We start from the raw sequence: 15650 nt of genomic DNA, 5'->3' as shown, positions 1-15650 counted from the left end.
CCGCAGTGGGAAGAAAGGAAAAAAGGAATTAAATGTTGAGGATATGATCGCGGTTGCAGAATTGCCCTGAAACAGGGCACGTTGCGCTGACCTGCCCCAGAGCAGGACACCTTTGCCGTCAGACGCCCTGCCAGCGGGCGAAGAGATCGTCCGGCAGTTCAATATCGAACTGGTCAATAACCCGGTTCACGGTTTGATTAATGACGTCATCCAGGCTTTGCGGGCGGTGGTAGAACGCCGGGACCGGCGGCATGATCACCGCCCCCAGTTCGGCAGCCTGGGTCATCAGCCGCAGGTGGCCCAGATGGAGCGGGGTTTCACGCACGCAGAGCACCAGCGGGCGGCGCTCTTTCAGCACCACGTCGGCGGCGCGGGTCACCAGGGTATCGGTATAGCTGTTGACGATGCCGGAGAGGGTTTTGATGGAACAGGGCAGGATCACCATCCCCGCGGTCTTAAACGACCCGGAGGAGATGCTGGCGGCGATATCGCGGGCATCGTGCACCACATCGGCCAACGCCTGAACGTCACGCAGGGAGTAATCGGTTTCGAGAGAGAGGGTCTGACGCGCGGCCTGGCTCATCACCAGATGGGTTTCAACGTCAGCGACGTCGCGTAATACCTGCAGCAAACGGACACCGTAAATCGCGCCGCTGGCCCCTGAGAGCCCTACTATCAATCGTTTCATATTATCGCCCTTACTGTAACAGGGCAGACTGTGCAGGATTTTGGCGGGAGTTGCAAGCGAGGGCGGACGCCCTCGCCTGCGATAAGGATTAACCTTCGTTGTGCATCTCTAAGCTTTCGAGATCGTTCGCCATCTGCACGGCTTTCGCGTCGTCGTTACGCAGAGAGTCGAGATAGTCGAGATACTGCTGATCAACATCTTTGGTGACGTAGATACCGTTAAACACCGAGCACTCAAACTGCTGAATATCCGGGTTCTCGGCGCGCACCGCGTCGATCAGATCGTTCAGATCCTGGAAAATCAGGCCATCGGCGCCGATGATCTGGCGGATCTCGTCCACTTCACGACCGTGAGCAATCAGCTCGTTGGCGGTCGGCATGTCGATGCCGTACACGTTCGGGAAGCGAATTTCCGGTGCCGCAGAGGCCAGGTAGACCTTCTTCGCCCCTGCTTCACGGGCCATCTCGATAATCTGCTCTGAGGTGGTGCCACGCACGATGGAATCATCCACCAGCAGAACGTTCTTGTCGCGGAACTCAGCGCGGTTAGCGTTCAGCTTGCGGCGTACCGATTTACGGCGCAGATGCTGGCCTGGCATGATGAAGGTGCGGCCAACGTAGCGGTTTTTCACAAAGCCCTGACGGTACGGTTTACCCAGGATACGCGCCATCTCCAGCGCGATATCGCAGGAGGTTTCCGGGATCGGGATAACTACGTCGATGTCCAGATCTTCCCACTCGCGGGCAATCTTCTCCCCGAGCTTGGTACCCATATTCACACGGGCGCTGTAGACGGAGATCTTGTCGATGAAGGAGTCCGGACGAGCAAAGTAGACGTACTCGAACAGGCACGGATTAGTGACCGGGTTTTCCGCACACTGGCGGGTAAACAGCTGGCCTTTCTCAGTGATGTAGACCGCTTCGCCCGGGGCAACGTCGCGCAGGAACTCGAAGCCCAGGGTGTCCAGGGCCACGCTTTCGGAGGCCACCATATACTCGGTGCGGCCATCGCCAATATCACGTTTACCCAGCACCAGCGGACGAATACCGTTCGGATCGCGGAACGCGACCATACCGTGGCCGATAATCATCGCCACGCAGGCATAGGCCCCGCGAATCAGACGATTCGTCGCCGCCACGGCAGCAAAAATGTTGTCGGCTTCCAGCGGATAGTGACGGAAATTATCCAGTTCGCTGGCAAAGACGTTAAGCAGAATTTCAGAGTCAGAAGTGGTGTTAATGTGGCGACGCTTCTCTTCAAACAGCTTTTTACGCAGCTCGTGGGCATTGGTCAGGTTGCCGTTGTGAGCAAGCGTGATGCCATACGGAGAGTTAACGTAGAAAGGCTGCGCTTCAGAGGCGCTGGAACTGCCTGCGGTAGGGTAACGAACGTGACCAATACCCATGTTACCCTGCAGACGCTGCATATGGCGGGCTTCAAACACATCGTTTACCAGGCCGTTGGCCTTACGTAAACGGAAGCAGTTGTGTGCATCAATGGTGATGATACCCGCAGCATCCTGCCCACGGTGCTGAAGCACCGATAATGCGTCATAAATAGACTGGTTTACCGGCATGAAACCGGCGATACCGACAATACCGCACATTCGTCATTTCCTCGTTAAGCCACATCTCAGGGTTTATGCCCTGGGCAAAAAACTCGACGAGCTTTGCAGATAGTCGAAGAACAATCTGATGATGAAGCTGAACTGCGGGATCAGCTGCGACTTCTGCCAGTCTTCACTTTTTGAAAACCCGGTAAAGGTATCAAGGAAGAACAGTATCGCGGCTACAATCAACGCTCCTCGCAATGCACCGAAACAGATCCCGAGCACCCTGTCCGTTCCTGACAAACCGGTTTTCTCAACCAGCTGGCCAATCACGAAGTTAACAATGGCGCCTACAATCAGCGTCGCGATAAACAGCACCGCGATGGCGATTCCGTTTCGGACCAGTTCATCTTCAAAGCCCGTGAACCAGACAGACAGGTAAGTGTAGTAATGACTGGCAACAAAGAAGGCACAGCCCCAGGTTACCAGCGATAACGCTTCACGAACAAAGCCACGGATCAGGCTAACCAGACAGGAAAAACCTATCACCGCAATGATGGCGTAATCAATCCAGACCATATACGTCCCACGATTAAACGCCCTGTCATCCAGTTCGGGGCGAATTCTAACAGAAAAAGAAAACGTTTGCGTAGGGATTTCCTTCCCGCGCGTAAATAAAAAAAGCGCTGAAAAAATATTCAGCGCCCCAGGCGGGTTACCTTCTCAGGCAATCTGCTGCGCCTGTTTTTTAGTCAGCGAAAAACTCAGTTCACGCTGTAGTTCATCACTACGCCGCTCAGACCGGAGAGTTGATTCAACTCGCCAAGCGACCCCTTCAGCTTATCTCTCGATGCATCCGGGCCGACGAGAATACGGGTGATTTTACCCTGTACCGGCGTCGTAGGTGAAGTGTAAACGCGATACCCCGCGCCACGGAGTTTAGCCACCACCTCGTTGACCTTGTCGGCATTTTTCAACGCGCCGAGCTGCACGACATAGGCTTTACCGGTTGGCGCAGGTTTCTCTTCTGCCGCCGGTTTGGCCGGAGGTGTTTCCGTCGCCGCTGCCAGCTGCTGGCTGGTGTTATCGCGCTGCGGTTTCGGCTTCTCAACCGGTTTTGGTTTTTGCACCGGTTTTGGCGCATACTGCTCCACCGGCGCCGGATCCAGTTCGTTGTTATTCCCGGTCGCGAGACGCGTAGGGTCTAAGGACGGTGCCGCGGCATCGCCCGCCTGCACCTCTTCAGCCGCGCCTTCAGGCGGTTGAGCAGGTAACGCCTGCGTCGCCGCCGGCAGCATATCCGGCTCATCCCGGTCGCCAGGTTTCGGCACCAGCGGGATCGCTGCAAACTCATCCTGATAATGTTTTTTCTGTCCATCAAGCAGCCCGGGGAGAATAATCACTCCCAGCGCCACCAGCACAATGGTGCCTGCTAAACGGTTCTGAAACTTACTTGCCACCGGTTCTCCCCGCATCCATTACGTCCATGACATGTGCCACCGTGTGGAAAGATCCACACACCAGCACGGTATCTTCTGGTCTGGCATCCGCCATCGCCGCACGCCATGCCAGCTCGACGCTGGCAAAACTCTGGCCCTCGCCGAGATGTTCCATCAGCTGTTCAGCCGTCGCCCCGCGTGGGCCTTCCAGAGGTGCACAATACCAGCTATCGACCACAGTCTCCATGCAGGCCAGCGTGCCGCCAATATCTTTATCATGAAGCATACCGATAACCGCCAGTACGCGCCCGGTTTTTGGCAATGATTTGAGACGTCCGGCGAGGTAAGCCGCGGCATGGGGGTTATGCGCCACATCCAGAATCAGACGCGGTGAGTCGCTGACAATCTGGAAACGTCCGGCAAGGATAGCCTGCTGAATGCCGTCGCGAATGGCCTGCTCGTTCACCGTCAGACCGCTGGCGCGCAGGGCGGCCAGTGCCGTGGCGGCGTTCGGCTGCGGCACCTGCGGCAGCGGCAGGTTGTCCAGCGCGCCTCTGGCATCTTCAAAGCGCCAGCCGCTCTCCGTCACGCTGTAGCGCCAGTCGACGTCACGACGCTGCAACAGCGCACCCTTCTCCCGGGCCACATCAGCGATGGTGTGCGGCATATCGGGCTCGCCGACAATCGCCGGTTTACCGGCGCGGAAAATACCGGCTTTCTCACGGCCAATGCTTTCGCGATCGGGCCCCAGCCAGTCGGTATGATCCAGCGCGATGCTGGTAACCACCGCCACGTCCGGATCCACGATGTTAGTGGCGTCCAGCCGCCCGCCTAACCCGACCTCGAGGATCACCACGTCCAGCTGGGCCTGCTTAAACAGCCACAGCGCCGACAGCGTGCCGTATTCGAAATAGGTCAGCGACGTGTCGCCACGCGCGGCTTCGATCTCTGCGAACGAGGCGGTATGGGCTGATTCAGCGAGTTCGGTGTTCTGTACCCGCACACGCTCGGTGTAGCGCACCAGATGGGGCGAACTGTAGACACCCACTTTGTAGCCCGCCGCCATCAGCATGGATTCCAGCGTGCGGCAGGTGGTGCCCTTGCCGTTGGTGCCTGCCACCGTGAAGACAAAAGGAGCCGGTTTCAGAACGTCAAGGCGCGCCGCTACCTGGCTGACGCGCTCAAGTCCCATGTCGATGGCTTTACTGTGCAGGTTTTCCAGATAAGAAAGCCACGCGGCCAGGGGCGACGTGGCTTGGGGAAGAGTGATATTTTCCATGTTGCGCGCTTTTCAGTTACGGTTAGAAAGCAAAAGGGCAGCGCCATTGGCCCTGCCCTTTTCAGTTATCAGGCCTCGGGTTCCTGATCCGGTACTACCACGCCTTCGCGCGGCTCATCCGGGCTCGGCGACGGCAGATTCATCAGCTTCGCCAGAACGCTTGCCAGTTTCAGGCGCATTTCCGGACGGCGAACGATCATGTCGATAGCGCCTTTCTCGATAAGGAACTCACTGCGCTGGAAGCCCGGCGGCAGTTTCTCACGAACCGTTTGTTCGATAACACGCGGGCCGGCAAAGCCGATCAGCGCTTTCGGTTCAGCGATGTTCAGATCGCCCAGCATCGCAAAGCTTGCCGATACGCCGCCCATGGTCGGGTCGGTCAGTACGGAGATATACGGCAGACCGCGTTCCTGCATTTTCGCCAGCGCTGCGGAGGTTTTCGCCATCTGCATCAGCGACATCAGCGCTTCCTGCATACGGGCACCACCGGAGGCGGAGAAGCAGATCAGCGGACAGTTGTCCTCCAGCGCCTGCTCTACCGCACGCACGAAGCGCGCGCCGACCACGGAACCCATTGAGCCGCCCATAAAGGAGAACTCAAACGCTGCTGCGACAACCGGCATCTCGTGCAGAGTGCCTTTCATCACCACCAGGGCGTCTTTCTCGCCGGTCTCTTTCTGCGCAGAGGCCAGACGGTCTTTGTATTTTTTGGAGTCGCGGAACTTAAGCACATCTTTCGGCTCAAGCTCGCTGCCCAGTTCAACCAGAGAACCTTCATCCAGCAGGCTATGCAGGCGGTTACGCGCCGACATACGCATGTGGTGATCGCACTTCGGACAAACTTCCAGATTACGCTCCAGCTCGGCACGGTACAGGACCTGGCCACAGCTGTCACATTTGGTCCACACCCCTTCAGGAATACTCGCTTTGCGGGTTGGGGTGATGTTGCTTTTAATTCGTTCAATCCAGCTCATTGATAACCTTTCTGCCTGAACCAGGTTTGCTGTAAGGGGCGCATAATGCCATTTTTGCCCCCGACAGACCATGAATGTTGCACATTAAAACATAACAGCCCGAAACTTTGGATAAAAAAGTGGTCGAACCGCAGTCGTGCTTTTATTTTGCCTGTTTTGCCGCCGCGCGCCGGTGACGAATAATTTCGATCACGCCGGGCAGAATGGAGACCACAATAATCCCTACGATCAGTAACTTAAGGTTTTCCTGAATCATGGGAATAGTACCGAAGAAATAGCCCGCGTAGGTAAAGCTGAGTACCCATAACAGCGCACCCGTCACGTTATAAAGCGCAAACTGACGGTACGACATATGCCCCATCCCCGCTACAAAGGGGGCAAAGGTTCTGACGATGGGCACAAAGCGTGCGAGGATAATGGTTTTACCGCCGTGCTTCTCATAAAACGTATGGGTTTTATCCAGATAGCTGCGACGGAAAATCTTCGAGTCCGGGTTACTGAACAACCGGTCGCCAAATAGCCGACCAATAGTGTAGTTCACCGCATCGCCAAGGATCGCGGCGATAAGCATCAGGACCACCATCAGGTGAACGTTGATGTCGTTGGTTTCAAGGGAGGCCAGCGCCCCCGCCACGAACAGCAGCGAATCGCCCGGTAAAAACGGGGTCACCACCAGCCCGGTTTCACAAAACAGGATCAGGAACAGAATCGCATACACCCAGACGCCATAATCAGCGACCAGCTCGGCCAGGTGAACATCAATATGCAGAATAAAATCAATTACAAAGCGAATAAAATCCATATTGTCTAAACCTTTATTGCACGGCTATCAGTCCGCTAAAAACAGCGGGCCCATTGGCGGTTTTGGAAGGTCAAAACGATCCGGGTAATCGACCGAGACCAGATAGAGCCCTTCCGCTCTCGCCGTTGCTGCTGCCAGGGTTCTGTCCTTCGCTGCCAGCAACTCTGCAATCCAGCTCTCCGGCTGGTGTCCGGCGCCCACTTCCATCAGGCTGCCAACAATATTCCGCACCATATGATGTACAAAGGCATTGGCTTTGATATCAACCACCACATACGCGCCATAGCGGCTGACGTTAATGTGCATTACGTTGCGCCACGGCGTGCGCGACTGGCACTGAACCGCGCGAAACGAGGTAAAGTCGTTTTCGCCAATCAGCGCCTGCGCGGCGCGTTGCATACGTTCGGCATCCAGCGGCGCGTAAAAATGCGTTACGCCCTGGCCCAATACAGCCGGACGCAGGCGCTGGTTATAGATGATATAGCGGTAGCGGCGCGCGGTGGCGCTGAAACGCGCGTGAAAATCATCGGGCACAGTTTTGACCCAACGCACCGCGATGTCTCCAGGTAAATTCGCATTTACCCCCAGCGTCCAGGCCGCGTCTTTACGCACCGCAGTGGTTTGAAAGTGAACCACCTGCCCGGTACCATGGACACCGGCATCGGTACGCCCTGCGCACAGGACATTGATGGGCTCATTCGCCACCTGAGAGAGCGCTTTCTCCAGCTTCTCCTGGACGCTGCGCACCTCATTCTGTCGCTGCCAGCCATAATATTTACTGCCATCGTACTCAATCCCGAGGGCAATTTTATGGACCGGCTTTTGTTCCACTTCTGACATCAGTACAGATACTCCTGCACCAGTTTCTCAGCGACTTTTACCGCCATTAGCGCGCCGCCGAAGCGGACGTTATCGGCCACCGACCAGAACTGGATCTGCTCCGGCATGCCGTAATCGTTACGCACACAGCCGATGGAGAGACGGGCGTTGCCCGTTGCGTCACCCACCTGGGTGGGGAACTCGCGCTCTTCAGACAGCTCGATCTCCTCGACGCGGGCAAAGGCGTCGCGCGCCTCTTCCGCCGCCAGCGGACGCATCGCTTCAAAGCTCACCATCTGGGCATGACCGTAAAACACCGGCGACTGCACGCAGTTGGCGGAGATCATCAGGCCGTCATCCTGCAGGATCTTGCGCACCTGATCGACAATTTGGCGCTCTTCACGCACGCTGCCTTCACGATCCGGCAGCAGTGGCAGCATGTTGAAGGCCAGCTGACGACCAAAGAAGTCCTCTTCATCCACCGGAATACCGTTCAGCAGCTTCGCGCTCTGCCCGGCCAGCGCATCCACCGCCTTTTTACCGTGGGCGGAGGCCGACAGCAGGCTGGTCACGGTGATGCGGGATAAACCGCCTTCATCGATCAGCGGTTTCAGAGCGGTCAGCAGCTGGCTGGTGAGGCTGTCCGGGACGGCGATGATATTACGGTTACGGTAGTCGGCCAGTACGAACGGGTTGACGTCCGGCACCACCAGCGGTACGTCCGGCTCAAGGGCGAACAGGCCGCTGGAATCAATCACCAGACAGCCCGCGTTGGTGGCTTCTTCAATATAGGTTGCGGAGGCTTCAGCCCCGGCGACAAAAAAGGCCAGCTGCGCCTGAGTCCAGTCAAATTCAGCCGCATCCTGCACGCGTACCGATTTGCCCTCATAACGCAGATGTTCACCTGCGCTCTCATTACGCGCCAGGGCAAAGATCTCCCCCACCGGGAACTGACGCTCAGCAAGGGTTTCGAGCAGGGCTTCGCCCACGGCGCCCGTTGCGCCCAGTATGGCAATGTTCCAGCCTTCAGACATGGTGGTTTACTCCAGAAATAAAAAAGCGTCCCCGGCGGGTTATCCGCCAGGGAGCATTAAGAAGACATTAACGTACCGGGTGATGAGTGGCGTTGAAGCCCAGCTTATGCAGCAGTGATGCCGCCGCAGCGTCATCACACATCACATACAGGGAAGACCATTCCCGGCGCTCCACATAGTGCTTGCGCAGCTTGTCGAACTCACCCGGCATACCCGCTACTTTTCGCAGCAGCGCGTCATCGCGGCGCACATCATACACTAAATGCACCAGCCTTTTCAGCGTTGCCTGATCCAGCGGGCCATGCAGAGTAATGCGGCCAAAATCCGGGGTCGGCAGCAGGGTATCCAGCGCCACCTGCTGCGATTTGCCAATAAAGGCGCTGTAGGCCTCGAACACCTGAGTGGTGCCGCGTGCTTTACCTTCCAGGGTATAGCCCGCGATGTGCGCGGTGCCAATATCCACTTTATTCAGCAGGGCCACGTTGAGATCCGGCTCTGGCTCCCAGACGTCCAGCACCACGCTGAGATCCTGACCGGCATCCAGACGCTTCAGCAGCGCGGCGTTATCCACGACCGGGCCACGACAGGCGTTGATCAGAATAGCGCCCGGCTTCAGGCGGCTAATCAGGGCCTCATCGGCCAGATGCAGGGATTTATAGGGCCCGTCTTTAAACAGCGGCGTATGGAAGGTGAGCACGTCACATTCGGCCACCAGCTCGTCCAGGCTGCGGAAATCGCCCTCATCGCCACGGTCGGCACGCGGGGGATCGCACAGCAGCGTGCGGATTCCTAACGCCTCGAGGCGCTTTTGCAGGCGACCGCCGACGTTACCCACCCCGACAATACCGACGGTACGATCGGCGAGGGTAAACCCGTCACGCTCGGCCAGCATCAGCAGGGACGAGAAAACATACTCCACGACCGCGATAGCGTTACAGCCCGGCGCGGCGGAAAAACCGATCCCCGCCTGCTTCAGCCACGCGTCATCCACATGATCGGTTCCCGCGGTCGCCGTACCGACAAACTTCACCCCTTTGCCAGACAGCAGCGCCTCATTCACTTTGGTCACTGAGCGCACCATCAGCGCGTCGGCATCATCCAGCTCAGCGAGCGGGATCGGGCGTCCGGGAACGGCCTTAACCTCACCCAGGCGGCTGAACAGCTCGCGGGCGTAAGGCATATTTTCATCAACGAGGATTTTCACGTCTGAGTACCTGTTTGAGAGGAAGTTAACCGGTCAAGTGTGCCATAATCTGGCCGCCAGGCATATACGTAACCTGGTTTACGCTGAGTAACGACTTTAAGGATTTTTTGACGATGCAGCCCATTTCAGGTACGCCGCCGCAACCTCCGGGTGACGGCCCGCGTCCGTCTCATGTCGCAGGCGAACAGCCCCTCTCCACACAGCAGCGCACCGTACTGGAACGCCTGATCACCCGGCTGATTGCCCTGACGTCGCAGCAAAATGCGGAGGTATGGGCCGGGGTCAAACACGATCTGGGCCTGAAGAGTGATGCGCCCATGCTGTCGCGCCACTTCCCTGCGGCTGAGCAAAACCTGAACCAGCGCCTGAACACCGCGCAGCAGAACCACACCACCCGGCAGATGGTCTCGCAGCTGACAGAGCTGTTAAGCCAGGGGAATAACCGCCAGGCGGTCAGCGATTTTATTCGCCAGCAGTATGGCCAGACGGCGCTGAGCCAGCTGACGCCCGACCAGCTGAAAACGGTGCTGACGCTGCTGCAAAATAACCAGCTCGCTATTCCACAGCCACAGCAGCGTCAGGCCACCGAACGCCCACTGCTGCCAGCCGAACACAATACGCTCAAGCAGATGGTGACCAAACTCGCCGCCGCCACGGGCGAGCCGACCAAACTGATCTGGCAGTCGATGCTGGAGTTGTCAGGCGTGAAGGCAGGAGAGCTGATACCGGCCAGACAGTTTACCCATCTTGCCACCTGGCTGCAGGCCCGCCAGACCCTGAGCACTCAGACCGCGCCAACGCTGCACAGCCTGCAGGCGGCGCTGAAACAGCCGCTGGAAACCCAGGAGTGGGACAGCATTCAGGATTACGCCCGCCAGAACTGGCAGGCTACGCCGCAGACGGTGCTGACCACCGCCCAGGTGCAGGATCTGTTGAATCAGATCTTTATTCGCCGTAGCGAGCGAGAAGCGGGTGTGCCGGAGGCGCGAAACATTCAGCCAATCTACAGCCCGCTGTTTGCGCCGGTCGTGGAGACGTTCAAAACCCTGTCTGCCCGCCCCGGGCTGATGTTAATTGCGTTAATCATTGCGCTGGCGATTTTCTGGCTGGTGGCGTGATGTTTTGCCCGGTGGCGCTCCGCTTACCGGGCCTACATAAGCAAGAACCGTAGGCCGGGTAAGGCGCAGCCGCCACCCGGCACTAACCGCTACGATTTACGAAACGCCACTAAGGTGACGACAATCCCCACCACCGCAGAAACCGCCCCCGCGAGGAACACCGACGGATAGCCAAACGAGGTGGCTAACAGCCCTGCCAGCGGCCCGGTGACTCCGTATGAGATATCCTGAAACGCGGCATAACCGCCCAGCGCCGTACCGCGTACCTGTGGAGCGACGCGTTTCACCACTTCAACCCCCAGCGCCGGGAAAATCAGCGAACAGCCGCAGCCGGTGAGAGCTGCGCCCAGCAGGGCGACCGGCTCGGAGGGGGCCTGCCAGAGCAGCACCAGGCCAAGGGTTTCAATCACCAGCGACGCCACCGCCACCTTCACGCCGCCATAACGATCCGGCATCCAGCCGAACAGCACCCGCATCAGGACAAACGCGCCGCCAAAGGCGGTGAGGGTAAACCCGGCCATCGCCCAGCCGCGGCTCATAAAGTACAGCGAGACGAAGGTCCCAATCACCGCAAAACCTACGCCCTGCAGCGCAAGCCCCAGGCCCGGCTGCCAGATTTGCCCCACCACACTCCACAGGGAGGGTCGTTCCCCTTTATGAGCCGGAACGTTGCGCACCGTGCCGTTAAACGCCCATGCCAGCAGCGGCAATACCATCGTGGTAGCAGCCAACGCCGCAAAGCCAAACTGACTGTTAATGAACAGACCCAGCGGAGCACCCGCCGCCAGCGCACCGTAGATGGCCATCCCGTTCCACGACATCACTTTGCCGGAACGTGCGGGCCCGACCAGCCCCATTCCCCAGGTCAAAGTGCCGGTCAGGAGCTGACTTTCACCAAAGCCGAGAATTAAGCGCCCCACCACCAGCAGCGCGAATTTATACGCAACATCCACCGGCAGCAGCGCGGCCAGTAGCCATGCACCGCCCGCCAGTCCGCAGGCAAACATGCCCTGCAGCGCCGAGCGTTTTGCGCCATGTTGATCCGCCAGACGTCCGGCGTAGCCGCGGGTTAACACCGTGGCTAAAAACTGAATACCCACGGCGATGCCGACCATGGTATTGCCATAGCCCAGCTCCTGATGAACAAACAGCGGGATCACCGGCAGCGGCAGGCCAACGGTCATATAGGTCAGGAATACCGCAAAGGCGATGCGGAACAGGGAGGTATTCCCGGAGGAGGCGTTTTTTTCTGAGGTAACGGCCGTCATGCATAACTCCGATTTCAGGCATAAAAAAGGGAGCCCTCAGGCTCCCTTCTACTATACATTCAAACGCTTATGCTTTCAGCTTACGCATGACCAGCGTGGCGTTGGTGCCGCCGAAACCGAAGCTGTTAGACATCACGGTGTTCAGCTCACGCTCGGTTGGCGCGGTGACGATGTTCAGGCCAGCAGCCTGCTCGTCCAGCTCTTCCACGTTGATACTTGGGGCGATAAAGCCGTGTTCCAGCATCAGCAGGGAGTAGATCGCTTCCTGCACGCCAGCCGCACCCAGAGAGTGACCGGTCATGGCTTTGGTCGCGGAGATGGCCGGGCTGTTGTCGCCAAACACTTCGCGGATTGCACCCAGCTCTTTCACGTCGCCTACCGGAGTAGAAGTACCGTGGGAGTTCAGGTAGTCGATTGGGGTATCCAGACCGTGCATCGCCATCTTCATGCAGCGCACTGCGCCTTCACCGGATGGTGCAACCATGTCTGCGCCGTCGGAGGTTGCGCCGTAGCCCACGATCTCAGCATAGATGTGCGCGCCACGGGCCAGAGCGTGTTCCAGCTCTTCAACCACAACCATACCGCCGCCGCCTGCGATAACGAAGCCGTCACGGCTCGCATCATAGGTACGGGACGCTTTTTCTGGCGTTTCGTTGTATTTGGTGGACAGGGCGCCCATTGCGTCGAATTCACAGGCCATTTCCCAGCCCAGCTCTTCGCCGCCGCCAGCAAACACGATGTCCTGCTTGCCCAGCTGGATCTGCTCTACCGCATTACCGATACAGTGAGCGGAAGTCGCACAGGCGGAGCTGATGGAGTAGTTTACGCCGTGAATTTTGAATGGCGTTGCGAGGCACGCGGATACCGCTGAGCCCATCGCTTTGGTCACCACGTAAGGACCCACCGCTTTCAGGCCGCGCGGGCTACGCATGGCGTCAGCACCGAACACCTGCGCTTTTGACGAGCCGCCGGAGCCAGCGATCAGACCCACACGTGGGTTGTTCTGGTAAACGTCTTCGCTCAGGCCTGCATCAGCAATCGCTTCCTGCATGGAGAGGTAGGCGTAGATAGAGGCATCGTTCATGAAACGGACCACTTTGCGATCGATCATGCCCGTGGTGTCAAGTTTGACATTACCCCAGACATGGCTGCGCATGCCAGAATCTTTAAACTCTTCAGAGAAGGTGATCCCGGAGCGTCCTTCTCGCAGAGATGCCAGGACTTCCTGCTGGTTATTACCGATGCTGGAAACGATGCCCAAGCCAGTAATCACTGCACGTTTCATTCAATACCTCTGTAAGTCGCACTATTTTAAGTTTCGAGTCGCACAATAGCGTACACTTGTACGCCGAACAAGTCCGATCAGCCATTTTCTGCGGAAATTTGCACCAACAGACGCACATCGTTAAGATCGCGGCACAGCCTGTCAGACGAGTAACTTACGTGAAACAAAACGCCATACAACCTGCCAACCTCGAATTCAACGCTGAGGGTACACCTGTTTCCCGAGATTTTGATGATGTCTACTTCTCTAATGATAACGGACTGGAAGAGACACGTTATGTTTTCCTCGATGGAAATCAGCTGAACGCCCGTTTTCCGGCACATCCCCGCGATCTGTTCGTGGTGGCGGAGAGCGGTTTTGGCACTGGCCTGAACTTTCTTACCCTCTGGCAGGCCTTCGATCGCTTCCGTGCGGCCCACCCTGAGGCTACGCTGCAAAGATTACATTTCATCAGTTTTGAGAAATTCCCGCTGGCCGCCGCCGATCTGCGTCTGGCCCATCAACACTGGCCGGAATTAGCGCCCTGGGCTGAGCAGCTCCAGGCCCAGTGGCCGCTGCCCATCGCGGGCTGCCATCGTCTGCTGCTGGACGGCGGGCGCGTCACGCTCGATATCTGGCTCGGCGATATCAACGACCTCACTGATCGGCTCGATGACTCCCTTAACCAGCAAGTTGACGCCTGGTTCCTCGACGGCTTTGCGCCGGCCAAAAACCCGGATATGTGGAGCCCGCAGCTGTTTGCCGCGATGGCCCGCCTGGCCCGCCCCGGGGCAACGCTCGCCACCTTTACCTGCGCCGGATTTGTGCGTCGTGGCCTGCAGGAAGCCGGCTTCACCATGCAAAAAACCAAAGGCTTTGGCCGTAAGCGCGAAATGCTCGTCGGGGTGATGAAGCAGGATCGCCCCTCCCCTGCCCGCACGCCATGGTTTACCCGCACCGCCAGCGACGGGCGGGAAACCGCCGTGGTGGGCGGCGGGATTGCCAGCGCCCTGCTGTCGCTGGCGCTGTTACGCCGTGGCTGGCAGGTGACGCTCTACTGCGCCGACGATGCCCCGGCAACGGGCGCCTCCGGTAATCGTCAGGGGGCGCTCTACCCTCTGCTGAGTGCCCAGGATACGGCGTTGAGCCAGTTTTTCCCGACGGCATTTACCTTCGCCCGTCGTCTGTACGATGCCCTGCCGGTGGCATTTGATCATGCCTGGTGCGGCGTCACCCAGCTTGGCTGGGACGAGAAGAGCCAGCAGAAAATTAACCAGATGCTCCTTATGGACCTGCCAGAGCAGATCGCCGTGGCGGTCGATGCCCAACAGGTGGCAGAGAGCACCGGAGTGCCGACCGACTGCGGCGGGATCCAGTATCCGCTCGGCGGCTGGCTGTGCCCGGCGCAACTTACTGCCGCAGTCATCACTCTGGCGCAGACCCTTGGCCTGCAGGTGCACTATGGCCGCCAGGTTATGTCTCTGGAGCAGACCGATACGCAGTGGAAATTACACTTTGCCAACGGTGAGCAGGCACAGCACGGCAGCGTGGTGCTCGCAAACGGGCATGGCATCAACCAGTTCAGCCAGACCGCACCGCTGCCGGTGTATCCGGTGGGCGGACAGGTCAGCCATATCCCGGCGGCCCCGCAGTTGAGCCAGCTGCGTCAGGTGCTCTGCTACGACGGGTATCTAACCCCGCAAAACCCGACTAATGGCCAGCACTGTATCGGCGCCAGCTATCACCGCGGGCAGACCGAGCCGCAGTACAGCGACGACGATCAGCAGCACAACCGTCAGCGGCTGATCGACTGTTTCCCCCAGGCGGCATGGGCGCGTGAGGTGGATGTCAGCGCAGGAGAAGCGCGGAACGGTATTCGCTGTGCCACCCGGGATCATCTCCCGATGACCGGGGCGGTGCCGGACTATGACGCCACCCTGGCGGCGTATCAGGATTTAGTGAACAACAAAGACCAGGCGGTGAGTGCCCCTGAATTCCGCAATCTGTTTATGCTGGGCGGGCTGGGTTCACGCGGGCTCTGTACGGCGCCGCTGACGGCAGAAGTTCTTGCCGCGCAAATGAGTCACGAGCCGATCCCGCTGGATGCGCATACGCTGGCGGCGCTGAATCCGAACCGGTTATGGGTGAGGAAGTTGTTGAAGGGGAAGATGGTTAAAGCGTAGGCCCGGTAAGCGTAGCGCCACCGGGCGAT

Annotated in this window: 14 protein-coding genes; 2 read left to right on the top strand and 12 right to left on the bottom strand. The window is 58.5% G+C overall.

Going from position 1 to position 15650, the window contains the following annotated elements:
* Positions 1 to 118 precede the first annotated feature (118 nt).
* From LG383_RS03695 to pdxB, 10 genes are all read right to left on the bottom strand, one after another.
* Positions 119 to 688, bottom strand: a complete 570-nt coding sequence (locus LG383_RS03695) for a UbiX family flavin prenyltransferase (RefSeq protein WP_106994727.1) — start codon at positions 686 to 688, stop codon at positions 119 to 121.
* 88 nt (positions 689 to 776) lie between these two features.
* A complete protein-coding gene (gene purF, locus LG383_RS03690) occupies positions 777 to 2294 on the bottom strand; it encodes an amidophosphoribosyltransferase (RefSeq protein WP_106994726.1) in 1518 nt (505 codons plus the stop codon).
* Between the two features lie 33 nt (positions 2295 to 2327).
* Entirely contained in the window at positions 2328 to 2816 is a 489-nt protein-coding gene (gene cvpA / locus LG383_RS03685; RefSeq protein ID WP_106994725.1) for a colicin V production protein, read from the bottom strand.
* Positions 2817 to 3001: 185 nt separating this feature from the next.
* Positions 3002 to 3697: a cell division protein DedD gene (gene dedD / locus LG383_RS03680; protein ID WP_225758345.1), complete on the bottom strand. Its 696-nt coding sequence runs from the start codon at positions 3695 to 3697 to the stop codon at positions 3002 to 3004.
* Positions 3687 to 4955: a bifunctional tetrahydrofolate synthase/dihydrofolate synthase gene (gene folC, locus LG383_RS03675; protein ID WP_106994724.1), complete on the bottom strand. Its 1269-nt coding sequence runs from the start codon at positions 4953 to 4955 to the stop codon at positions 3687 to 3689. The genes dedD and folC overlap by 11 nt, the downstream gene beginning before the upstream one ends.
* A gap of 68 nt (positions 4956 to 5023) precedes the next feature.
* A complete protein-coding gene (gene accD, locus LG383_RS03670) occupies positions 5024 to 5929 on the bottom strand; it encodes an acetyl-CoA carboxylase, carboxyltransferase subunit beta (RefSeq protein ID WP_039030948.1) in 906 nt (301 codons plus the stop codon).
* A 142-nt stretch (positions 5930 to 6071) separates the two neighbouring features.
* The gene (locus LG383_RS03665) at positions 6072 to 6731 is read right to left on the bottom strand and encodes a DedA family protein (RefSeq protein WP_106994723.1); all 660 of its coding nucleotides are present in this window, start codon (positions 6729 to 6731) and stop codon (positions 6072 to 6074) included.
* Between the two features lie 27 nt (positions 6732 to 6758).
* The gene (gene truA, locus LG383_RS03660) at positions 6759 to 7571 is read right to left on the bottom strand and encodes a tRNA pseudouridine(38-40) synthase TruA (RefSeq protein WP_106994722.1); all 813 of its coding nucleotides are present in this window, start codon (positions 7569 to 7571) and stop codon (positions 6759 to 6761) included.
* Positions 7571 to 8584, bottom strand: coding sequence for an aspartate-semialdehyde dehydrogenase (locus LG383_RS03655; protein WP_225758344.1), 1014 nt, complete (start codon positions 8582 to 8584; stop codon positions 7571 to 7573). Before LG383_RS03655 ends, truA begins: the two co-directional genes overlap by 1 nt.
* A 67-nt stretch (positions 8585 to 8651) precedes the next feature.
* Complete coding sequence (gene pdxB, locus LG383_RS03650) at positions 8652 to 9788, bottom strand: 4-phosphoerythronate dehydrogenase PdxB (protein WP_106994720.1); 1137 nt, start codon at positions 9786 to 9788, stop codon at positions 8652 to 8654.
* Positions 9789 to 9901: 113 nt separating this feature from the next.
* On the opposite strand from pdxB, the gene flk reads away from it, so the two are divergent.
* Positions 9902 to 10906, top strand: a complete 1005-nt coding sequence (flk, locus tag LG383_RS03645; protein WP_225758343.1) for a flagella biosynthesis regulator Flk — start codon at positions 9902 to 9904, stop codon at positions 10904 to 10906.
* A gap of 89 nt (positions 10907 to 10995) precedes the next feature.
* On the opposite strand, the gene LG383_RS03640 is transcribed toward flk, so the two are convergent.
* Positions 10996 to 12174, bottom strand: a complete 1179-nt coding sequence (locus LG383_RS03640; RefSeq protein ID WP_225758342.1) for an MFS transporter — start codon at positions 12172 to 12174, stop codon at positions 10996 to 10998.
* 67 nt (positions 12175 to 12241) lie between these two features.
* Complete coding sequence (fabB, locus tag LG383_RS03635; protein WP_225758341.1) at positions 12242 to 13459, bottom strand: beta-ketoacyl-ACP synthase I; 1218 nt, start codon at positions 13457 to 13459, stop codon at positions 12242 to 12244.
* 158 nt (positions 13460 to 13617) lie between these two features.
* On the opposite strand from fabB, the gene mnmC reads away from it, so the two are divergent.
* A complete protein-coding gene (mnmC, locus tag LG383_RS03630) occupies positions 13618 to 15621 on the top strand; it encodes a bifunctional tRNA (5-methylaminomethyl-2-thiouridine)(34)-methyltransferase MnmD/FAD-dependent 5-carboxymethylaminomethyl-2-thiouridine(34) oxidoreductase MnmC (protein WP_225758340.1) in 2004 nt (667 codons plus the stop codon).
* Positions 15622 to 15650 lie beyond the last annotated feature (29 nt).

The organism is Leclercia sp. Marseille-Q4284 (assembly GCF_916618945.1).
Classification (GTDB): domain Bacteria; phylum Pseudomonadota; class Gammaproteobacteria; order Enterobacterales; family Enterobacteriaceae; genus Enterobacter; species Enterobacter tamurae.
This window is presented reverse-complemented; position numbering and strand designations above follow the sequence as displayed.